The following is a 21,949-nucleotide window of genomic DNA, read 5'->3' on the forward strand; positions in this document are numbered from 1 at the left end:
TCCCCAGGGCGTTGCCCTGGGCTGGTGAGTCTGCCCCCTGCGGGGTCGATTGCACGGCAACCGCCCCGAAGGGGCGAAACTCATCAGCCCAGGGCAACGCCCTGGGTGAAAGGCGAATGAAATGGTTCGTAGCCCTGAAAGGGCGTAACGTGAATGACTCGACGACATCCAACATGCCTCGCGCGGTTTGCCGTCCCGTAGCGTTGACCGATGAGGTAACGGCATCGCCCGTCGGCACCCCGACCGGTCGCACCCCGTTGGGTTGCCGGATGCGGGGACGACCGTTACCCAGGGCGTTGCCCTGGGCTGATGAGTGTGACCCCTTCGGGGTCGAGAAATAACTATGGACTTCCGCATCGCCGACACCTTCACCGATAGCCTCGCCCGCCTGACCGGCGACGAGCAAAAAGCCGGCAAAACGACCGCCTTCGATCTGCAGATCGACCCGGCCAACCCGGGAATGCAGTTCCATAAGCTCGACAAGGCCAATGACCGCAACTTCTGGTCGGTACGCGTGAGCGGCGATCTTCGCTTGATCGTCCATCGCAGCACAACGAGCCTGCTTTTGTGCTACGTCGATCATCACGACTCCGCCTATCGCTGGGCCGAGCGCCGCAAGCTCGAAACGCATCCCAAGACCGGCGCGGCGCAACTCGTCGAGCTGCGCGAAACGGTCCGCAAGATCGCCGTCGAAAAATACGTCGAAGCCGAGGGCCCGGCCGTCCCGAAGCGGGCGCTGTTCGTCAATGCTTCCGACGACGAATTACTCGGCTTCGGCGTGCCAGCCGAATGGTTGGGTCTGGAGTTCAAGGCGGTGGCGATCATGGCCTGCGACGACGAAGTAATCCCGCTTCAGGCGCGTATCGACGCCGTCGGCGACGAGGCCGACCTGGAAGACGTTTTCGACACCGAGCGGCACCTGCTCTACGTCGGCTGCACCCGCGCCCGCGACCATCTCCTCATCACCAGCGTCGATCCGTCCTCCGAGTTCCTCGACGACTTTTGAGACCTCCGCTTCAGAACGGGATGTCGTCGTGCGTTACATTCAGGACCGTGTTTGGCTCGTCTCGCTGAGGTATCGGCTCCGCGCGCATAACGAACCGATTCTGTCGGTGATCCGTCGTCAGATTGACGGTGGCAGACGACGCGAAAGCGTCGCTGATTGATCTTTGAAAAGTTGAAAGAGAGGGATCCCTACGTGTGGGCGGGTGGGCGCGGCGCCCACCCCCCGCCCGCCGCGACGCCGGCGCGGCGCGCTATCGGACCGCACTCGGCTTCTTCGACAGTCCGGAGGATTGGTAGCCCGCTTGTTCCCCACGCGGACGGACGCGGCCCGCCATCGGGCAGTCCGTGGGGGAGGAACGATCGGCCTGGAGAGCCATTCTGCTTGCGGAGCAAGCAGGCCACGTTGTCATTCTGCTTGCGAAGCAAGCAGGCCACGTTCGCGGCGATGCCCAGCCAGCCGGATTCGGTGTACGATGAGGTGAATGCCCCGCGATGACGTAACTGCCGAAAAAATTCATTTTGTCACCGGCCGGTTGGCCGAGCACTCGCTGCGCAACGTGCTGGCCGAGCTGGCGCCCAGGGCGGGCTTTGATTACACCATCGAGGTTCTGGGCATTACCGTCGCCGCCCTGCTGACCTGCCCGTGGGTCGCCCGACGGCTGCATGTGCCGGCAGGCGCGTCGCGGGTCGTCTTGCCCGGTTACTGTTCCGGCGATCTGGCGGTCGTCGCCCAAGCCGCCGGCGTGCCCGTCGAGCGTGGGCCGAAAGACCTCCGCGAACTGCCGCAATGGTTCGGCCGGCAGCCGGTCGCCGACTACGGCGAGTACAGTATCGAGATTTTGGCCGAGATCAATCACGCCCCGCAACTCAGGCGAGAAGAACTATTGCAGCAGGCCGCCGAGCTGGCCGCCGCGGGCGCCGACATGATCGATGTCGGCTGCAATCCGGGCACAACCTGGAGCGGCGTCGGCGAGGCCGTGAAAGCCCTGCGCGACGCGGGGCATCGCGTGAGCATCGATAGCATGAATCCCGACGAGATCGCGGCGGCCGTCAAAGCGGGTGCCGAGTTGGTGTTGTCGGTGAATGGCACCAACCGCGAGTTTGCACGCGATTGGGCTTGCGAAGTGGTGGTGGTGCCCGACGTACCGCAGACGCTGGCCGGGCTGGACGAGACGGTCGAACTGCTGGCGGCTTCCGGTGTGCCGTTGCGGATCGACCCGGTGATCGAGCCGATCGGCTTTGGATTTGCCCGCAGCCTGGGCCGGTATTTGGCGGTGCGAGACCGCTACCCGGACGCCGAGATGATGATGGGCGTCGGCAACCTGACGGAGCTGACCGACGCCGATTCGGCCGCCGTCAACGTGGTGCTGCTGGGCTTCTGCCAAGAGGTCGGGATCCGCAGCGTGCTCACCACGCAGGTGATCAACTGGGCGCGCACCTCCGTGCGGGAGTGCGACCTGGCCCGGCGGCTGGCGCATTATGCGGTGACGCACCGCTCGCTGCCGAAACATGTCGAGCCACGGTTGGTGATGCTTCGCGACCCCCAGTTGCTCCCGTATGGCGATGGCGAATTGGAGCGGCTCGGCGAGCGGATCAAGGACCAGAACGTTCGGATTTTCGCCGAAGCCGGCGCGTTGCACGTTTTGGCCGCCGGATTGCACCTGGCAGGCGACGACCCGTTCGTGCTGTTCGACGAGCTGCGAGCCAGCGGACGCGGCCATCTCGACCTGGGCCACGCCTTTTATCTCGGCTATGAGATGGCCAAAGCGGTCACCGCACGCACGCTCGGCAAGCAGTATCGCCAGGACGAGGCCTTGGCGTGGGGCTTTTTGACCCAGCCCGAACAGAGCCACCGTGGGAGAAAGAGAAACCCGTAGGGTGGACCGGCGCTCGCAAGCTCGCTGGTCCCACCCTACGACTTCTGCCGTCTGCCTTGTTGGAGACCAAAACACCGATGTCCCCTCTGCCACTGATCGAAGAGCTCCACCCGGTGCCCGACGCGCGCGAGGTCTTTCATCGCCTGCGCGGCATGCCGCACTGTGTTTGGCTCGATAGTGCGAGGCAGCATCCGACTTTGGGACGCTATTCCTTCCTCTCCGCCGACCCCTTCGATTATTTCGAGCTGCCGGTCGAGGGCCACGACGCACTCGCTGTGCTCGGTGAGCGGTTATCGCCGTATTCGTCGCCCAAACTTGCCGGGCTGCCGCCCTTTCAAGGAGGCGCGGCGGGGATGATCAGTTACGACCTGGGACGCCAATTAGAACGGCTGCCGCGGCCGCGGACCGACGAATTCCAGCTTCCGGCTCTCGCCGTGGGGCTGTACGACGTCGTATTGGCCTGGGACCATCTCGAAAGCCGCGCGTGGATCGTTTCGCACGGCTGGCCTGAGCGCCAGGGCGACGCCCGACGCCACCGGGCGCAGCAGCGGCTCGACCAGTTCCGTACTTGGCTGACCGCGGAACCGCAGCCGGTCGGGCCTCGGGCCGGCGATCGCGCGGTTCGATCCGAGTCGCTCGTCCCGCAGTACGCGGTCGGCGCCATTCCTGGTTTGACCAGCACGTTTTCGCGCGACGCCTACTTGCAAGCCATTCGCCGGGCAATCGACTACATCGTCGCGGGCGACATTTTTCAGGTGAACCTTTCGCAGCGGCTGCTGTTTCCGGCCCACGACGACGCCGGCGATCTCTACCTGAGGTTGCGAGAACGGAATCCGGCCACCTTCGCAGGCTATTTCGACCTGGGCGAATTTCAGATCGCCAGCGCCTCGCCGGAGCGTTTTCTGTGCGTCGCCGACGGGCAGGCGGAGGCGCGGCCCATCAAGGGAACGCGTCAGCGGACGAGCTGGCCCGAAGCCGACCTGTTCGCGGGCGACGAGTTGCGGGCCAGCGAAAAAGACCGGGCCGAGAACGTGATGATCGTCGATTTGCTGCGCAACGACTTGTCGCGCGTCTGCCGGCCGGAAAGCGTGCAGGTGAGCCAGCTTTGCGAGTTGGAAAGTTATGAGTTTGTGCAACACCTGGTGTCGGCCGTGCGAGGCACGCTCAGCGAAGGCTGCCGGCCGCTCGACGTGTTGCGGGCGGCGTTTCCCGGCGGCTCGATCACCGGTGCGCCCAAAGTCCGGGCCATGCAGATCATCGCCGAGCTGGAGCCGACCGCCCGCGGCGCCTATTGCGGGTCGCTGGCGTATCTCGGTTTCGACGGCTCGCTGGACGCCAGCATTCTGATTCGCACCATCACCGCCGGCCGCGGCTGGTGGCAATTCCCCGTCGGCGGCGGCATCGTGGCCCAGTCGCTGCCGGCGGCGGAGTATGATGAAACGTGGCACAAGGCGGAAGGACTCCTTCGCTCGCTCGAATGATTTTGCTGATCGACAACTACGACAGCTTCGTCTACAACCTGGCGCGCTACTTCGAACGTCTCGGTCAGGCCACGCTGGTCGTGCGCAACGATGCCATCGACGTGACGGGCGTGCGCGCCCTGCGGCCCGATGCACTGGTCCTTTCGCCCGGGCCGTGCGCGCCGGAACACGCCGGCGCCTCGCTCGACCTGGTCCGTTCGCTGCACGCGGACTTGCCGGTGCTCGGCGTCTGCCTGGGGCATCAAACGATCGCCGCCGCCCTGGGCGGACGCGTGGTGCGGGCAAGCCAACCGGTCCACGGCCGCGCCTCGCAAGTGTTCCATGCTGGGCGGGGCGTTTTCGCGGGCTTGCCCAATCCGATGTGGGCCTGCCGCTATCATTCGCTGGTCGTCGAAGAAGCCAGTTTGCCTGGCGAGTTGGAAGTCACTGCCCGCACGCGCGATGGCGTGGTGATGGCGCTGGCACATCGCGAGTTGCCGCTGGTGGGAGTGCAGTTCCACCCGGAGTCGATTTTGACCGAGCACGGCTATGAGCTGTTGGCCGGCTTTTTGCGTACCGCGGGGCTGAATGTCGCCCTCACTCCCACGATGGCCGACGAACGTCCGCCGATGGCACAGCGCACGATGCCCAGCATGCCCGTGACGTTTTAGAAAGCCGCTGGGGATGCATCCCTCAGATGAAAATCCACAACCACCGGCAAATGATCGCTGGCCCTGCGAGCCAGCGAATTCGATACGACGCGGGCGTGAAGCACGGTGATGCCGCCGCGGTGGAACGCCTTATCGAGCGCACCCAGCGCCAGCCAGGCTGGAAAGGTGCGGAACCGCGAAGGCGGCGCCGTGCTGGTTTGAAAGCCGTGTTCGGCAAAAGGGCCGTGCGCCAGGGTGTTGCGCCAGTCGTTGGTGTCGCCGGCGATCAGCGTCGGCAGATGGGCTGATGCGGCAAACAACGGGTGCGCGAGCAGGTGGCCGACTTGCCAATGGCGTTCGGCTTCGGCCAGCCCCAAGTGGCAATTGACGACGTGCAGCGGACCTTCGGGCGACTCGATGACCACCAGTTGCGCGCCGCGCGGCTTGCGTTCTCCCCAGCGCAGCGAGATTTGATGGTGCCCGGCGAGTGGCCAGCGGGAGAGAACGAGATTGCCGTAACCTCCGAACCCGCGGCGAAAATTGCGCTGATAGAGAAAACCGACGGCGTGAAAGTATTCGATCAGCAGCTTGGCTTGATCGTCGGACCGCGAGCGGCGCGCGTGCTGGCCCACCTCCTGCAGGCACATGAGGTCGGGGTTTTCCAGTTCGATCACCTCGATCACCCGGTCAAGTCGGTATCGCCGGTCACGGCCGCCGATGCCCTTGTGGATGTTGTAGCTCAGCAAACGCATCGATCAGGAACATCGGAAATGTGCGTGACAGTCATGGGCGATTCGAATATCGTGTTGGCTGGCATCAATTGAAAGAGAGGTTCCGGTCCACTGCAAGGGCCTTGCCCTTGCTGGCGCGTTTCTTGTCGGTTAGTTTGGGTTTGGCAAGGCACAAGAGGCTGTAGCTCAGTCGGTAGAGCAACGGACTTTTAATCCGTAGGTCTCGGGTTCGAGCCCCGACAGCCTCACTTCGTTTTTGCCTCAAGAACCCCTGAAAAACGCCGTGTCTTCTTGGGTTTCTGGCATCGCCGGAGTGCGATCGCGTTGGTGGGGTTCGCTGCCAGTTTTTCACCCAAAACGCCAAGGGCCCGGAGCAAGACACCCACACTTGTCGCAAAGCGACTCGCGGGGAGATTAAACGCGGCAGGACGAAGGCCGAACGGCGCAGGCGTGTTAAGCTGTTCATTTCGGCATGAAAATGGCTGCAATAACCGGCTGGCTGTCGTATCGGCCAATTAGGCAGCCCGACGGCTGACGGGGCGGGCAGCGCCGAGCGCGCCGCCCAGGCTCTTTGAAAAGTTGGTTGTGGTCCGTGGTCCGTGGCGAGTTGGCCACCTTCGAATCGGAGGTCGATTTCGTCGGCTGGCGTTTTCGAGCATAGCCAACGTCCCTTGCACGGCTGCTACGTCTTTCTCCCGGCATTTTTCGAAGGCTGCCAAGTGAGTTCGAAGGCTGCCAACCTTTGCAAAAGTCGGTGTTCACCGCTCTGCTTCGTTTGGCACGAATTGGCCATCTTCGCAATGCCCTGAAGGCGCGGTTGTAGAAACGGATGTCGCCGCATTCCGTCGTGGAATCGCAAAAGCTTTGGCGACAAGGGTTTGCGACTTATCCGTTGGAGGGGTGTCATCCGTGATCCTGCTCACTTTGGCTGCGCGCAGCCAAACTGCCTGCGGCCCGTTCGTCTCCGGCGACACGTGCCAAAGCGACACGCGTGTCGCATGGGCCATGGGCGCGGAGTAAACGGTTTTCCCCTCGCGGAGCGAAAGGGCTACGGTCGGCAAATGGGCCGCGCGCGGCGCAACTCAGGGCGGCCCGTTCGTCTCCGGCGGCACGTGCCGAGGCGACACGCGTGTCGCATGGTCGCGAGGTGAACGGCTTTCCTCTCGCGGAGCGAAAGGGCCACGGTCGGCAGTTTTGGCTGCGCGCTGCCAAAGTGCCTGCGATCCGTTCGTCTCCGGCGGCACGTGCCGAGGCGACACGCGCGTCGCACGGGCGCGGAGTAAACGGCTTCCTCTCGCGGAGCGAAAGGGCTACGGTCCGCAGTTTGGCTGCGCGCAGCCAAACTGCCTGCGGCCCGTTCGTCTCCGGCGGCACTTGCCAAAGCGACACGCGTGTCGCATGGTCGCGAGGTGAACGGCTTTCCTCTCGCGGAGCGAAAGGGCCACGGTCGGCAAAGACCCCCATCAACTTGCGCCTGACGCTTGGCAAAAGGATTACTTCCAGGGCCGCGATTCCCAAGGCCGGCCGGCCCCGGCGCACACGACTAAGATTCAGCCGCCGAGAATCGATCGCAACGTCCTGGGCGAGCGAACTGGAATCGGGCGAGCCGGGGAAATGACGGCGCGAGGTCGCGCGGGACCGCGGATGCTCAGCCCGGACGGTATGGCGTCCACCGGACGCCGTTGAAATACGACCATTGATGGTCGCTGGTCCAATACCACCAGCGACCCTGGAAGAAGCGATATCGCCAGCGGTTTTCGGGCCGTCCGCCGCTGGGCGCAGCCGCGGCGCGACTCACGCCGCCCGCAGGAGCCTCGCGACGCGCCGCCGGCTGCTTCCGCCCCTCAACGCCTTGCGGAAAGATCGCGCGACCGGTGTAGCGGCCGTAATTGGTGCCTTCGATGTCCCGCAGCAATGTCTCGGCGGGGTTTTCCTCGCGCGCCTGCCCCGGTACGCTCGGGCCGCGGCCCAAACCGATGCCGCCGCGCGACGACCTGTAAGTTCCGTTTTCCCTCGACATGTCGTAAGGCATTGTGGGATTGGGGTCGAGCGATTCAACTTGTGCCAGAGCGAGGCCCGCCGGGCACAACGCCGCCGAAGTCGCGAAAAGGACCGCCAGCATTCGTCTCTGAAGAAAACTGCGTCTCATGGCTTTCATCCTCCAGTTGAATTATACGCGAGCCCGTTCCCGAGTTTACGGTGCGTGCAAATCATACTGCCGGATTTTGTCGAAGAGCTGCCGCCGGCTAATGCCGAGTTGACTGGCGGCCTTGGTGCGATTCCAGTTCGTTTGTTCCAGAGCCTGAGCGATGACGCGCCGCTCGGTGTCGGCCAGTATCTCTTTTAACTGCAAGCCACGCACGCGCTCCGTGGGAGGCCCACTCGACGCAACCGGCTGCCGGGCGGTGGGTGCCAACTGGTCGGGCAAAATCAGCCGGCCGCGGCTCAGTGCGGCGGCGCGGGCCAACACGTTTTGCAACTCGCGCACGTTGCCCTGCCAAGGCTGCTGCCTGAGAAACTCCATCGCTTCCGCTGACAGCGCCAAATGAGGCCAGTGATACTTCTCGGCCAAACGCGCCACGACCCGCTGCGCGATCAGCGGAATGTCTGGCCGCCGCTCGCGCAACGGCGGCAGTTGGATCGTGACCACGTTCAACCGATACCACAGATCCTCGCGGAACTTACCCTCGGCGATCATCGCCGGCAGATCGCGGTTCGTGGCCGAGATGATCCGCACGTCCGTGGCGACCGTTTCATTGCCACCCACACGCTCGAAGCGCCCCGTCTGCACCACCCGCAGCAGCTTGGCCTGCAGGTCGACGTCCATGTCGCCGATTTCGTCCAAGAACAGCGTGCCGCCGTGCGCCTGCTCGAACCGCCCGATGCGCTGGACCACCGCCCCGGTGAACGCGCCTCGCTCATGGCCAAACAACTCGCTTTCCAGCAACGTCGGACTGATCGCCGCGCAATTCACCTTGAGGAAGCGGTTGGCGGCACGATCGGAGTTGGCGTGAATGGCGTTGGCCACCAGCTCTTTGCCCGTGCCGCTTTCGCCGACGATCAGCACCGCCTCGTGCGTCGCGGTCACGCGGCCAATCGTTTTGAACACCTCCAGCATGGCGGGCGTGCGGCCGACCAGCTCTTCCTCGGCGATCTCGACGTCGCTCTCGCCGCGTTCGATCTCCAGGCTGCGGACCTGGGCCACGAGGGCCTGTTGCGTCAGTGCCCGGCGCACCGTGAACAGCACCTCGTCGAGATCGAACGGCTTGGTGATGTAATCGAAGGCGCCCAATTTCATCGCCTCGATCGCCTCGCGGCTTCCGCCGAAGGCCGTGATGACAATCACCGGCGTTTCTTCCAGATCGTCCTGGCACTCGCGCAACACGCCCAGCCCGTCGAGTTCCGGCATTTTGAGGTCGAGAAGCACCAGGTTGATGCCGGAGTGCGAAAGCATCTCTGCGACTTGCCGCCCGTTCTCCGCTTCACGGACCTGAAAGCCTTCCGTCGACAACAGCAGCGCGAGGTTGCCCCGGATCGTGGCGTCGTCGTCGGCGACTAGGATGATGGGTTTAGTCAAGGGAGGGTTCAGGGTTCAGGGTTCAGGGTTCAGGGTTCAGGGTTCAGAGCGGATTGGGGATTACGGTTCAGGCGTTGGGCAATTCGCAATTCGCAATTTGCAATTTGCAATTTCCTGAACCCTGAACCCTCAACGTGGCAACTCAATGCGAAACCGTGCGCCGGCTTGGGAGTCGATGTACTCTATCGTACCCTCGTGCTGTACAATAATCTCTCGGCACAGAGCCAAGCCCAGCCCCGTGCCGTCGGGTCTCGTGGTGAAAAACGGCTCAAACAAGTGAGACCGCACTTCTGGCGGAATCCCCGGCCCATTATCGGCAAAGTCGATCGCCACGCACGCTCCCGTCTCACCTCGCCGGGCAGAAACTTGCAATTGTCCGCCGTCGGGCATCGCTTGCAAGGCGTTCCTCGTAAGGTTTGCGAACACCTGCCGCAGTGCCGCAGGCGAGGCCGGAATTGTTCCAACGTCGTCGCTCAGGTCGGCCTTCAACGCCACCTGCTGCGAGTTGGCTTGGGCCGCGAACAACTCCAAAGTTTCGCGCAGCAAGAGGTTTACATCCACCGGCTCCCGTTGCGTGCCATCGGCCCGCGAAAAATAAAGGAGCTGGCTCACGGTGTCGTTTAAGCGATCGACGGCGCCAATCACCGCTTCCAGCGATTCCGGCGTGCGCGACCGGTCGGGCAACCGCTGCCAAAGTTGCACCGTCGAACGAATGGCCGCCAACGGGTTGCGAACTTCGTGGGCCACGCCGGCCAACAGCGTGCCCAGCGACGCCAGCCGTTCCGAGCGCCGCAATTCGTCACGCAGCCGGGCCTGCTCCCGCTGCTGCCGTTTCAGGTTTCTGGCCAGCCCCGCCATCAGCAGCATGGCGAGAAAAAGTCCGCCAAGTGCCAGGCCGCTCGATGCGCGATACCGTTGCACCTGGCGATCGAGCGATCGGGGATCGACCAGGCGGTACATGAGCCAGGTGGCTGCCGGCGCCGGCCGCCGGCCGCCGATCGGCTCCGTCAGAATCATCACGCGGCTGGGACCGATGTCGTGGATCGAGATCGATTCTTCTCCCGCAGGCAACGACAGGCTTTGGCGGGCCTGAATGCGTATATACGGCTCTTCCAGCGGCGGCGGTTCATCTCGCTTCTGCCGCCGCGGCGGTCGCGGACGACCGGTGGGAAAGGCATAACCGCTGAAGCGATCGCCCTTGCCATTCAGATAAAAGCCTCCTTCCACTCCATCGAAATCTCTCAAGACGCGTTCGGCGATCTCGCTTAACGTTCGCCCCTGCAACTCCAGATCCTTGGTCTTTTTGGGTTTGGAACGGTCGACGAGCGTCGTAGCGGCTGCCGCCATGCGCGAGCTCGCCTGTCGCAGACGCTCTTGCGTCGAACGTTCGATTTCGCGCGTCGGCCGGACCGTCCAAGCGCCGTAGGCCAACGTGAAGACCGAGGCAAGAAAGAGCAAGCCAACCAAGGCCGCGTGCAACCACACCGGGAGACGCAAGTTGGCGAGCTTTGGAACCATGACAGTTGTAGGGTGGGACCAGCGAGCTTGCGAGCGCCGGTCCACCGCGTTGGAGAGAGGGACGGAGAGAGGGAGCGATGCAGCGAGAGACGTCGGCTCGCACTCGGAGTTCTCTCCCTCTCTCTTTCTCTCCGTCTCTCCTTCGTTGACCGCGGGCCGGCGCTCGCAAGCTCGCTCGCTCCCACCCTACGCCTGGGCCTTGCGCCAGCTCATCCTATCTTTCCTGCTCCAGACGTTCAATCTCGCGCTGCAAACGTTCGGCTTCTTCCTTGAGCTGACGGATGCGCTCGGAGCGGCTGGCAGCCTCGCCTTGACCGCCACGCCGGGCTTCCCGCGGTGGCGGCGGAGCGCGGTCATCGTTTTCGGCCGACCTGTTGGTCCGCAAGTTGGTGAGCGACTGCACCTCGAAACGCTCCTCCCCCCGCTTGCCCGTCTCTTCGAAGCCGACTGCCTTGACCCGGTCGCCCTCGGCGATGAGGTTGGCGAAGCGGCCTTCCAGGTGAGGCGGCCAATGCAGCACCGTTCCGCTGTCGAGCACCGCGCCGTCAGTCTCGCCCCTGGGCGCCGTGGTCATCCGTTCGACGGTGGCCTCGACCGTTCTCGCCGGGCCGCGATGTCGCGGCGGCGGCGGAGGCCCTTTGCCCTTTTTTCCACGAGGTCCGCGGCCATCATTCTCGGCAGTGGCCCTGGTGTCCGTATTCGTGAGCGTATTCACTTCCAGGCGGCGTTCGCCTTCGCGATTGATCTCGTTCCACCCCACGACCCTCACTCGGCTCCCCTTCCGCACCACATCGGTGAAGCGGTTCTCCAGGTGCGGCGGCCAGTGGAGCACCGTTCCATCGTCCAGCACCGCCCCGTCGGTCTCGCCGCGCGGGGCGGTGGTCATCGATTTCACCGTTCCCTCGACCGTCGTCGTTTCCGATCGTTCCGGCCGCGGCTTGGCAGTCGCTTCACCACAAACAACCGCCAGTGTCGCGGCCGCGGTCGCCAATGCCGCGGCGATGGAACTCTTGGGAACAAATTGCCACTTCGAGCGTTGCATGTCATCCTCCTAAAAGGCCCTTCGCCGGCAGGTATCTTTCGCGGCCGGCGACAGGCAAGTTCGAGAAACGGTTTTCTCGTCAGGATCACATTCCCGACGAACTTCGGCCTCTGCTTAGGCTAACCGCGTGCCGTGTCATCGGCCAGCCGCGGAGAAGAGCAAAGAACGATCGTGGCCGAGCAACCGCCGTGTCACTAAACCCGGACTGCGATGCGGGATGGGTGGCAAAACCCGGCGTGCCGGTGCCCATCGGTTTCCGTCGTAGGCAAGCATGGCCAAGCATGCGTCGCTCACGGCAACGGGCAAGAAGCTCCCGGTCCGGCGGGGAACTTTTGCCCAAGCCTCACCTCGTGCGGTATTCGGCAACCGTCCGAAGCGTTCGATGGACGCTTGACAGACTGCATTCCCCGCTAGGCTACGGAAACAACGCCGGCTACGCCGTCTTGCGCTGCGTGCTTGCCAACAATCCGGTAATTGTTTTTCCGCAAGGCTAAATCGCCGTCGGTAAGGCGGCCAGATCGCCGGCCGTTCGGCTGCTGAAAACAGATCGTGCGGCCAAGATGAGCACGAGAGCGGCACTTCGTGACGAGTCGGGGCAGCACGACGCTCAAGCGTCGCGCCGGGTCTTTGGCAACTTGGTTATGAATGCGTTCCGCGCCGTTTGCAGCGATGGGGAGGATTGCATCCCATTTTCCGATTTCGCAGAGTTTGACGAAAGTTTCGTGTCTAGCGATTCCGATAGGTTGGCTGTCTATGAAACGCCGGCGCTTCCAGCCGCGGCGTTTGACGGTCCACCTGAGGAGTTGCTGATGAACGCCACTTCGCGAATCCAGACAATCTGGGCAATCAGCGGTGCGCTGGCTTTTTTGGTCCTGGGAACGGCCGGGCCCGCGTTCGGACAAAAGTTTGCCCGTGCTCGGGCGGTCGTCGCGGACGACACCGATGCGGGAATGCAGGTTCCGGAGCGCGTCGCACCGCAGTCCAGCATCAAGTCGCGAGCGGCTGGCCCGCGGACGAATGCCTCGCCCCGACCGACGACGGGATTCTCCTATGGCTATGCGCCGCGGGCGTTTCCGGCACGGTCGGCATCGCGGCCGGTGGCGCCGGGCTGGCAAACGGTACACGGCCGCAGCCCAGGTGCCCGCGGGCGAGTGATCCGCCACCGGCCGGGCGAGCCGATCGACCCGCAGGAAGGCGACATTATCTACGAAGAGCCGACGTTCGGCCCGCAGTTTACGGCCACCAAGGTCAGGTCGTCGCTGCTTAAGCAGGGCGGACGCCGCGTCGACGTCGAAGCGATCGGCCCTGGAGAGCCCACCCTCGCGCCCGGCTCGCGGACACTCGTCAGTCCCGAGGGCAGCGAGGCGCCCGTTGCCGACGGCGAAATCATTGAAGACGGCACCGTTATCGACGACGACGGCGAGATCATTTATGACGGCGATGGTTTCGCGCCGGATGAATGCGGCTGCGGCGATTGTGGGGACTGCAACTATCGCCAGTGGGGCCCTTACTATCCCGACGACGGCGGGCCGCATCATGCCGTTCCCTGCGACGGAATCTGCATTCCCCGGCGTTTCGTCGACGAGACGGCGATCTTCATTGGAACGCAGGGCTTTACCGGCCCGCTCGATTTGGGAACCAACGGCAACTTCGGCTATCACGAGGGCGTCAACTTCGCCGGGCATTTCGGCAGGCTGCTCGGCCTGGGATCGCTTGGTCTCGGCTACCAGGTCGGCGCCACCTTCTTGCAGAGCGACCTGAACGGCAACATGGTGAATGGGGTGCAGACGAAGGAGCGCGACCAGCAGTTCTTGACCGCGGGACTCTTCCGCCGCGCCCACGACGGTTATGGATTGCAGGGCGGCGCCGTCTACGACTACATGCACGACAACTACTACGTCAAATACAGCGTCGGCCAAATCCGCGCGGAGCTCAGCTACCTGACGCTGCCGGGCCACGAGTTTGGCTTCTGGGGGGCCTACAGCATTCACGACGGGCACGCTCAACTCAACGGCGCGACCATCGGCTACCAGACCATCAACATGTACAACGGCTTCTATCGCTACACCTTTCGCAACGGCGCCCAAGGCCGGATGTGGGGCGGCGGCACCGACAGCAAGCAAGGAATCCTGGGCGCCGATTTCCGGTTGCCGCTCTCGAACCGTTGGGACCTGTGGGGCTGGTACAACTATCTGATCCCCAACAGTCAGGGCTTTGTCGGCGCGACGCAGCAGGGCTGGAACCTGACGCTGAACCTCGTCTGGTATCCCGGCCGACGCGCTTGCGGCATTCACAACACGCCCTTCCGGGCACTCTTCGCGCCCGCCGACAACAACTGGCTGATCACGCGCCCCTCGGCGATGTAGCGAGGAAGCGAGGGAGGGAGAGACGGAGGGACGGAGAGAGAGGCGAAGCACAGCGGGTGCCATCAATCCCGCCTGGCTCGCCCTGCCGGGTCTTCCTTCCTCTTTCGCTCTCTTGCCACGTCTCTCCGTCCCTCCATCATCCCTCCGTCTCTCCGTCTCTCCGTCTCTCCGTCGGTCGCTCGCTCCCTCCCGGTGCCATCCGCGATATAATGGTGTTGGCCGCGGTTCGCCACCCACCATTGACCGGCTGGCGAGCGGTCTCGTAAAATCACGGCACCAATTGGTTCTAGCAATCACCTAACGACAGAGGACCACCGAATGCGGCAGCTTTGTCGAATTATTTTGCGGCCGGCGATGCTCGGCTTCTTGCTCGCCTGCCAAACGGCGGCCTTGGCCCAGGTCGGTCAACTCGATCTCGGCGGGAGCGCGGGTGCTGAGAACGGCCCGTTGGTGACGGTCTCCGCCGCCTTCGCGGTCGAGAAGGGCGGGCGGAAGGGCCAGTTGTCGGTCACGGCCAGCATCGCCGACGAATGGCACATCTATTCCATCACTCAGCCCGCGGGCGGGCCGGTCCGCACCAAGATCAAGCTCGACCCCAACCCCGGCTTCAAGCTTGCCGGCGATTTCACGCCCTCCTCGCCGCCGAAGGCGCATGTCGACGATCTGGCATTCAACGGACTGACTCTCGAAGAGCATGCCGGGTCGGTGACGTGGACCGCGCCCATCGAACTGGCCGCAGACCTGGATCCCGCCAAGCTGAAGATCACCGGAAAGCTGTTTGCTCAGACCTGCCGGGCCGGCCAATGCCTCTTTCCACAGGACTTTCCGTTTGCCGCGAAATTCGGTCGTCCGTCAATCGCCGAAAAGGGGCGGTCGGCGGCGGCACCTGCGGACGCAGAGCGCAGTCCCGGCCAAGCCGGCAAGTTCGAACTGGACGCGATTACCTTCCGTGGCCATCTCTCGCCTAAGGCGGCGGTTCCAGGCGGAAAAGTGTCGCTGGTCATCACGGCCGAGCCCGCCAGCGGCTGGCACATCTATGAGTTGAGCGGCAAAACGTCGGCCGCAATCGGCGCGAAGCCGACCTTGCTTGTGCTCACGGAAACGTCGGGGCTGAAAAACGGCCCGGCCGTCGCCAGCCAAGAGCCGCTGCGCGATCCGCAGAACACGCGGCCGTTTTACGACGACGCCGTGACGTGGACCGTCGAGATGACCGTGCCGAAAGGAGCGAAGCCGGGGGCGATCAAGATTGCCGGCTTGCTCGGCTATCAAATCTGCACCACCAAGAGTTGCAAGAATCCCTCGGCCGTCGGTTTCGAGGCCAACATGGCGATTGGCGGCGCGGCCGTCGACGGCAAGATTCCGCTCAAGTTCACTTCCGATCACCGCTATCACGAAGTGGAGAAGCTGGCCAAAGATTCGGCTGCCAACGGCGGCGGCACCGGTGCGAGCCAGGGCGGAGGCAAGTCGACGGGCCTCAATCTCGACCAGATCAAGCCGGCCGGCAGCGGCGGCCAGCCGAGCTCGCTGGCCTATATGTTGGGGGTTGGCTTCCTCGGCGGCCTGATCTTGAACCTGATGCCCTGCGTGCTGCCGGTGATCGGCCTGAAGATTCTCTCGTTTCTGGAACAAAGCGGGCATAGTCACCGGCAGGCGTTCTTGCTTAACCTTTGGTATTCGCTGGGGATGTTGGCGGTGTTCATGGCGTTGGCCACGCTGCCGGTCGTGTTTCGGCTTTGGTTCAACCAAAGCTTCGGTTGGGGGCAACAGTTCTCCTATGTCGGCTTCAACGTCACGCTGGCCGCCATCGTGTTCGTGATGGCCTTGAGCTTTCTGGGAGTTTGGGAAATCCCCATTCCGGGCTTCGTCGGCGGCGGAAAGGCCAACCAACTCGTGGCCCAAGAAGGTTTTTCGGGCGCCTTCGCCAAGGGCGCCATCACCACGGTCTTGGCGACCCCGTGCAGCGGACCTTTCCTGGGCACCGCGCTCGGCTTCGCCCTGGTGCAACCGCCGCTCGTGATTTACTTGATGTTCGCCAGCATCGGCCTGGGGATGGCAAGCCCCTATCTGCTGATCGGGGCCTTTCCGCAGCTCATGCGGTTTCTGCCCAAGCCCGGCGCCTGGATGGACACGTTCAAGCAGATCATGGGCTTCGTTTTGCTCGGCACCGTAGTCTACTTGATGACTTTGATCAATGTGGAGTATTTCATTCCCACCCTGGCGTTGCTGTTCGGCCTTTGGGCCGGCTGCTGGTGGATCGGCCGGACACCGCTTTATGCCGAGCTTCCGGCGAAGCTGCGTGCCTGGGCGTGGGGATCGGCTGTCTCAGCATGCATCGGGGTTTTCGCCTTTCAATGGCTCGGCCCGCAACCGGACGCAGTTCTTCCCTGGCGGCCCTTCTCGATTGGCGCGCTAGCGAAGCTTACGGCGGAGGGCAAAACGGTCATGCTCGATTTCACGGCGGACTGGTGCCCCACGTGCAAAGTATTGGAGCACACGGTGCTGAACACCTCGGAGACGAAGGCGTTCGTCGAGCGCCACGGGATTGTGCCGATGGTCGCCGATATGACTTCCAATCCCGAAGAGGAAGCGGCCTTTCGCGACAAACTCGGCTCCAAGTCCATCCCCCTGCTTGCCATTTTCCCCGCCGGGCGGCCGAACGAGCCGATCGTGTTGAAAGACGCTTACACCAAGGGAATGCTGTTCGAGAAGCTGAAAGAAGCCGGACCATCGAAAGGCCCCTCGCAGCTTGCCGATCTGACGGCCGCGGGCAGGCCGTGAAGCCGAGCGTCCGCAATATGAAGCTGGCTGAACGCATGGCGTATTTCGACAGTTCGGGCATCCGCAAGGTGTTCGATCTGGCGAGCAAGATGCGCAACCCGATCAATCTCTCCATCGGCCAGCCCGATTTCGAGGTGCCCGAAGCGGTCAAGCGGGCCGCCGTCGAGGCGATCGAGTCGAACAAGAACGGCTATGCCCTCACGCAAGGCATGCCCGTGCTGCGCGAGAAGCTGCAAGCCGCCGTCGATGCCGAATATGGCCATGGCGATCGCCGCGTGTTTGTCACCAGCGGCACCAGCGGCGGCCTGGTGCTGGCCCTGCTGGCACTGGTCGACCCCGGCGACGAAGTGATCGTGTTCGATCCGTGCTTCGTGATGTATCCCTCACTGGTCAAGCTGGCCGGCGGGGTCTGCGTGTGGGTCGACACCTATCCCGATTTTCACGTCGATCTCGACCGCCTTCGCGCCGCGATCACGCCGCGCACAAAGGTGATCCTGTTCAACAGCCCCGGCAACCCGACGGGCGTGGTGGCCACGGACACGGAGATCCGCGAGGTCGCGCGGTTGGCCGCCGAGCGAGGCATCGCGCTGGTGAGCGACGAGATTTACCGCGCCTTTTGCTACGACGTTCCGTTTGTTTCGCCGGCGACCTTCAACGCGGAAACGCTGGTGATCGACGGCTTCAGCAAGACGTATGGCGTCACGGGCTGGCGCGTGGGATTTGCCCACGGTACGCAAGCGGTGATCGACGCCATGCAGAAGATGCAGCAATACACGTTTGTCTGCGCGCCGCAGCCGGCCCAGTGGGCCTGCGCGGCGGCGATGGACGTCGACATGTCGGCGTACATCGCCGACTACCGCCGTAAGCGCGATCGACTGCTGGCGGGCATCGGCGACCTGTACGAGGTGGTGACGCCCGGCGGAGCGTTCTATGCCTTTCCCAAAGTTCCCTGGGGAACGGCCGGCGAGTTCGTGGCCGAGGCGGTCCGCCGAGAGCTGCTGATCATTCCGGGCGACATTTTCAGCGCTCGCGACACCCACTTTCGCATTTCGTACGCGGCCAGCGACGCGACGATCGACCGGGGAGTGGACGTGTTGCGAGCGTTGTGCCGTGCCTAAAAAGCCAAATCTTACGGCCACAAAACCAAGCATAGGTATTGACGTTCCGCTTGGGACGAGAAGTCCGGTTGATGCCGCACGACCTCGCCGAATTCCGCGATGGCGGTCCGGCAGTCGCCCGACTTCAAAGCAGCCGTCGCGTGCTCGTGGAGGCTGTCGAGCAGCTTGTCGGCTTTCGTTCGTATCGCCTTGAAGTCGGCCGCGACTACGATGCCGTGGAAGAAATCTGCATACTCCGCTGATGGCCCGAGTTCAATGGCCCTTGGGCTTCAACACGGCAATTCCAGTCGTCGGTGTGTCATCGCCACCGGCGGGAGCGAAGGATAACCAATTTTACCAGGAACCGGATAGGTCCGCACTGCCGACCCCGACGCGGCCCAATGTGCCAAATCAGTTGCCAGTGCCTTGCGTTCAAGACATAGCTCTGCTATGAACATTGTTTCATGTTGGGGGCCGCAAACGCCAGTCGCCGGAGGTCGCCGTGGCTAAGCTGCAGTTCAAGGCGGAGAAGATCGCTGAGTTTAGCGACTCGCGCGAAATGCCGGCGTACAGCATTCCCCAAGCCGCGCACTACCTGCAGATGCCGGTGGCGACGTTGCGTTCGTGGGTTCTTGGCCGCGATTATCCGACCGGACGCGGAACGAAGCGATTTAGGCCGGTCATCCGCCTGCCAGACGAAGAAAGGCCGCTGCTCTCGTTCTTTAACCTCGCGGAGGCCCACGTGCTCAATGCCCTGCGGCGCGATCACAGCATCCGCCTGCAAGACGTCCGATCGGCGCTCAATTACATCCAAAACGAGTTGGGAGCGGCGCATCCGCTTCTCGACTACCGATTCGAAACGAACGGCGTCGCGTTGTTCGTGACCAAGCTCGGCAAACTGGTCGAGGCGTCGGCGGCCGGCCAACTCGTCATGCGAGAGGTGTTGGACGCTTATCTGAAGCGTCTCGAGCGCGAGGATCTCGTGGTGGCCAGGCTGTATCCTTTCACTCGGGCCCGAGAGACCGACGGCCCGAAACTCGTGTTGATCGACCCGAGGCACTCCTTCGGGCGACCGGTGCTGGCGCGTGCGCGAATTGCCACGGCCGTCATTGCCGAGCGGTACAAGGCGGGCGAATCCATCGACGATCTGGCCGACGACTATGCCTGCGAAAGGCTCGAAGTCGAGGAAGCGCTCCGTTGCGAGCTCTCACTCGAAGCCGCCTGAAGCCCCCACGTTCTTCCTCGATAAGTGTCTCGGGCGAAAGGTCGTGGCCGGCGCGCTTCGCTCCGCGGGCGAAAATGTCGAGGTGCTCACCGATCACTTCGACCCTGACGCGCCGGATGCTGAATGGCTGCGGGCGGTCGGGCAACGCGGCTGGGTTATTCTCACGAAAGACCGGCATATTCGCAGCAACCAGATCGAAATCGTCGAGTTGATGGCGTCCGGCGCGCCATGTTTTACGCTCACGTCGGCAAATGCGACGGGCGAAGATATGGCCCGAGCGTTCGTTGCGGCTTTGCCTGTCATGAAGCGCTTCATGGGCAAATTCGCGCCGCCCTTCATCGCCACCATCAGCCTGTCAGGGGCCGTGTCGATGCTCTACACGCATGCCGCGCTCATCAAGCGTGTGAAATAGTGCCACAGCGGGCCCGTTTAACGCGGTGCATTGGCTCCTTTGTAGCCCGGAACGGGCGTGACTCGATAGCCCAGGGTGCAGCGCAGTGGAACCCTGGGTTATCGGCCACAAATGACGACAAAGCCCCAACGGGGCGTGATTCTCGTCTGGCCCACTGCATGGCATGATAGAATTCGCTTGAGGCACGGCGTCGTGCGGCCCAATGTGCCGAATCGGTTGCCATTGCCGCGAAGCAAGCGTTGGAGCGTGATATGATCGCAATTACTGGGACGGAAGCAATCGCCGACTGGATTACCTGGTACGACTCGCTGGAGCCGCTGGAGCTGTCGGCGGACGAAGAGCAGGCAATTGAAGCTTTCCGCCAACGTCAGAAGGAAGTTGGCAAGGCGGCCTTTGACGAGCGCGCCGACCGGCTGCGGAAAATATGGCAGAGATAACGCCGCAATACACGACCAATGCCGATAAGATTCTCCGCGGGGCAATGGTGCAAGACGGCTCGGTGGCTGGCGTGCTCGAAAAGGTGAACGTTCACGAGCGTTGCGAGTTCGTTCTTTACCCGCCGATCCCCAGGCCATGCCGTCACGTGTGTTTTTCCCGAGAGCATGCTGCCGCAGGTTCGCTGGGGCGATCAAGCGGAACGTCACGGTCCGCGGGCCCGTGTACTACTTCGCCGACCAGCCCTTTCCCAAGCTCGTGTATGTAAGGGAGCTGGAAATCCATCCCTGCGACGACGAGCTGCCTTCTCTCGGCGGCCTGCGCGGGCTGGCCCCCGGCTCGACGGGCGATCTGTCGGCCGTCGATTTTGTCAGGTCGCTGCGCCATGACTAACGATGGCAAGCCGCTACGGGATAACGGTCCGACTTCTGGCACTAGCCAAGCGCTGGTGCGCGGACGACCGATGTCAGGGAGAGAAGTTGCTGGGCCCGTCGCTTCCGTTCGCCTTTCGGCAGGTCGCAATAGACGTTGGCATGCGCGAGATTCGCAGGGAAGTTTTCGTCCCTCTCGATCCTTGCATCAAAGCCAAGCTGGCGCGCGGGCCCCGACTCGAATTGCACCATCCCGCTCCCGGATCGAAACCGCGTGAGCGTCTGCTCCGACGTTGCCAGCGAGGCCACGTCGACCGAGAACACGGGAAACGCGAACGCCGCCGAAGACACGCGGTTCTCCGCCGCGACCCACCAGTCGCGCGACGTGATCGCGCGGCTTAGAGTTTCATTCGCCGGCACCTCCGGTCCGCGCGCGGCGTCAGACATTCGCCCCCGCCCCCGTGAACCAGCCGATCAGGGCTACCGCTTTCTCGGTGTCGTCGATCCCAAACACGTCCTCCTCCTGCACTCCTTCGGTCGGATCCCATTTCAGATAATGAATCGTGACCGGATCTTCGACTTCGAGTTCCAGGATTCTTCGGCCCTTGTGCCATTCGAACTGCAACGCGCCGCTCGACATCGGCACGACCAACGGCGGTTCGACGATATGGGCGGCGAGCCGGGCGGCAAATCGCCGGGCGGCATCCAGGATATCGTCGTTGATTGCCGGCCCGCCATAGCCGTCCCAATTCGGTTTTAAGGCGGCCAGCCGCTCGATTTCGGCATCGAGCGAGCGTTCCACCTCGGGCTGCCGACGACCGACCGGCGCGCTGATTGTCAGGCGCACTTCCGTGCCTTCCGCCAGCTCCAGTGGCTGCCGCGGCCTGAGGACGCCGTTCTCGTAGATGGCTGCGATGGTGATGCTCATGGTTCGCGCTCACCTCGATTCTACCATGCCGGGGTCATCGATTCGAGGAGCCGAACTGGAAACAACCCCAGCGCTTCGCCCCGCGGCTTTCGCATGACGCGCGTTCCGGGCTATGCACTGCCGCGACGCGGCCCGTTTACTACTACGCCGACCAGCCCTTTCCCAAGCTCGTGCATGTAAGGGAGTTGGAAATCCATCCCCGCGACGACAAGCTGCCCTTGCTTGGCAGCCTGCGCGGACTGGCACCCGGTTCGTCGGGCGAGCTCTCGGCCGTCGATTTTGTCAGGTCGTTGCGCCATGACTAACGATGGCAAGCCGATCTACTGCTGGGACGCCTCGGTCTTTCTTGCTTGGATCAACGAGGAGGCCGGTGCAGTTGGGGGACATTGCCTCATCGGTTCTGAACTGTCGGGAGCGAAGATGAGCCTGGCGCACACGATCGAACTCAGCCGTGAACGTCCGCCATGATAGCCAGCG

The 21,949-nt window shown here is 63.4% G+C and carries 20 protein-coding genes and 1 tRNA gene; 14 read left to right on the forward strand and 7 right to left on the reverse strand.

Annotation, left to right across the window (positions count from 1 at the left end; genetic code table 11):
• Positions 1-343: 343 nt before the first annotated feature.
• The 4 genes from VNH11_11670 (at position 344) to VNH11_11685 (ending at position 5,013) form a co-directional block, all read left to right on the forward strand.
• Positions 344-1,006 (forward strand): 3'-5' exonuclease, encoded by a 663-nt coding sequence (locus VNH11_11670; protein HVA47016.1) that lies wholly within the window; start codon positions 344-346, stop codon positions 1,004-1,006.
• A gap of 481 nt (positions 1,007-1,487) precedes the next feature.
• Positions 1,488-2,882, forward strand: coding sequence for a DUF6513 domain-containing protein (locus VNH11_11675; protein HVA47017.1), 1,395 nt, complete (start codon positions 1,488-1,490; stop codon positions 2,880-2,882).
• A 77-nt stretch (positions 2,883-2,959) separates the two neighbouring features.
• Positions 2,960-4,363 (forward strand): anthranilate synthase component I family protein, encoded by a 1,404-nt coding sequence (locus tag VNH11_11680; GenBank protein HVA47018.1) that lies wholly within the window; start codon positions 2,960-2,962, stop codon positions 4,361-4,363.
• Positions 4,360-5,013: an aminodeoxychorismate/anthranilate synthase component II gene (locus VNH11_11685; GenBank protein HVA47019.1), complete on the forward strand. Its 654-nt coding sequence runs from the start codon at positions 4,360-4,362 to the stop codon at positions 5,011-5,013. Before VNH11_11680 ends, VNH11_11685 begins: the two co-directional genes overlap by 4 nt.
• Here VNH11_11685 and VNH11_11690 read toward each other — a convergent pair.
• Positions 5,010-5,744 (reverse strand): endonuclease/exonuclease/phosphatase family protein, encoded by a 735-nt coding sequence (locus VNH11_11690; protein HVA47020.1) that lies wholly within the window; start codon positions 5,742-5,744, stop codon positions 5,010-5,012. The two genes, VNH11_11685 and VNH11_11690, sit on opposite strands and share 4 nt — an antisense overlap.
• 154 nt (positions 5,745-5,898) lie before the next feature.
• Between VNH11_11690 and VNH11_11695 the strand changes: the two genes are divergently transcribed.
• Positions 5,899-5,971: transfer RNA gene (locus VNH11_11695), tRNA-Lys, on the forward strand.
• Positions 5,972-7,371: 1,400 nt separating this feature from the next.
• Here the strand turns inward: VNH11_11695 and VNH11_11700 are convergent.
• The 4 genes from VNH11_11700 to VNH11_11715 all read right to left on the reverse strand — a co-directional run bounded on the left by VNH11_11700 (position 7,372) and on the right by VNH11_11715 (position 11,860).
• Complete coding sequence (locus tag VNH11_11700) at positions 7,372-7,872, reverse strand: hypothetical protein (GenBank protein HVA47021.1); 501 nt, start codon at positions 7,870-7,872, stop codon at positions 7,372-7,374.
• Positions 7,873-7,917: 45 nt separating this feature from the next.
• On the reverse strand, positions 7,918-9,300 hold the full coding sequence (locus VNH11_11705; protein ID HVA47022.1) for a sigma-54 dependent transcriptional regulator: 1,383 nt from the start codon (positions 9,298-9,300) through the stop codon (positions 7,918-7,920).
• A gap of 129 nt (positions 9,301-9,429) precedes the next feature.
• Positions 9,430-10,818 carry an ATP-binding protein gene (locus VNH11_11710; protein ID HVA47023.1) on the reverse strand — a complete coding sequence of 463 codons (1,389 nt, stop codon included), beginning with the start codon at positions 10,816-10,818 and terminating at the stop codon, positions 9,430-9,432.
• A 214-nt stretch (positions 10,819-11,032) separates the two neighbouring features.
• Positions 11,033-11,860, reverse strand: coding sequence for a hypothetical protein (locus VNH11_11715; GenBank protein HVA47024.1), 828 nt, complete (start codon positions 11,858-11,860; stop codon positions 11,033-11,035).
• Positions 11,861-12,669: 809 nt separating this feature from the next.
• On the opposite strand from VNH11_11715, the gene VNH11_11720 reads away from it, so the two are divergent.
• The 8 genes from VNH11_11720 (at position 12,670) to VNH11_11755 (ending at position 20,566) form a co-directional block, all read left to right on the forward strand.
• Entirely contained in the window at positions 12,670-14,226 is a 1,557-nt protein-coding gene (locus tag VNH11_11720; protein ID HVA47025.1) for a DUF6666 family protein, read from the forward strand.
• Between the two features lie 318 nt (positions 14,227-14,544).
• Complete coding sequence (locus tag VNH11_11725; GenBank protein ID HVA47026.1) at positions 14,545-17,004, forward strand: protein-disulfide reductase DsbD domain-containing protein; 2,460 nt, start codon at positions 14,545-14,547, stop codon at positions 17,002-17,004.
• 17 nt (positions 17,005-17,021) lie between these two features.
• Complete coding sequence (locus VNH11_11730; protein ID HVA47027.1) at positions 17,022-18,122, forward strand: aminotransferase class I/II-fold pyridoxal phosphate-dependent enzyme; 1,101 nt, start codon at positions 17,022-17,024, stop codon at positions 18,120-18,122.
• A 71-nt stretch (positions 18,123-18,193) separates the two neighbouring features.
• Positions 18,194-18,364, forward strand: coding sequence for a hypothetical protein (locus VNH11_11735; protein HVA47028.1), 171 nt, complete (start codon positions 18,194-18,196; stop codon positions 18,362-18,364).
• A 239-nt stretch (positions 18,365-18,603) separates the two neighbouring features.
• A complete protein-coding gene (locus VNH11_11740) occupies positions 18,604-19,326 on the forward strand; it encodes a DUF433 domain-containing protein (GenBank protein HVA47029.1) in 723 nt (240 codons plus the stop codon).
• Positions 19,262-19,738 carry a hypothetical protein gene (locus VNH11_11745; protein HVA47030.1) on the forward strand — a complete coding sequence of 159 codons (477 nt, stop codon included), beginning with the start codon at positions 19,262-19,264 and terminating at the stop codon, positions 19,736-19,738. Before VNH11_11740 ends, VNH11_11745 begins: the two co-directional genes overlap by 65 nt.
• Positions 19,739-19,989: 251 nt before the next feature.
• A complete protein-coding gene (locus VNH11_11750) occupies positions 19,990-20,175 on the forward strand; it encodes a hypothetical protein (protein ID HVA47031.1) in 186 nt (61 codons plus the stop codon).
• Between the two features lie 136 nt (positions 20,176-20,311).
• Complete coding sequence (locus VNH11_11755; protein HVA47032.1) at positions 20,312-20,566, forward strand: hypothetical protein; 255 nt, start codon at positions 20,312-20,314, stop codon at positions 20,564-20,566.
• Between the two features lie 41 nt (positions 20,567-20,607).
• Here VNH11_11755 and VNH11_11760 read toward each other — a convergent pair whose 3' ends face one another.
• Entirely contained in the window at positions 20,608-20,991 is a 384-nt protein-coding gene (locus VNH11_11760) for a hypothetical protein (GenBank protein HVA47033.1), read from the reverse strand.
• Entirely contained in the window at positions 20,984-21,472 is a 489-nt protein-coding gene (locus VNH11_11765; GenBank protein ID HVA47034.1) for an antitoxin family protein, read from the reverse strand. The genes VNH11_11760 and VNH11_11765 overlap by 8 nt, the downstream gene beginning before the upstream one ends.
• 297 nt (positions 21,473-21,769) lie before the next feature.
• Between VNH11_11765 and VNH11_11770 the strand changes: the two genes are divergently transcribed.
• Entirely contained in the window at positions 21,770-21,940 is a 171-nt protein-coding gene (locus VNH11_11770; protein HVA47035.1) for a hypothetical protein, read from the forward strand.
• The last annotated feature ends 9 nt before the right edge of the window (positions 21,941-21,949 follow it).

It is taken from the genome of Pirellulales bacterium (assembly GCA_035533075.1).
Classification (GTDB): Bacteria; Planctomycetota; Planctomycetia; order Pirellulales; family JAICIG01; genus DASSFG01.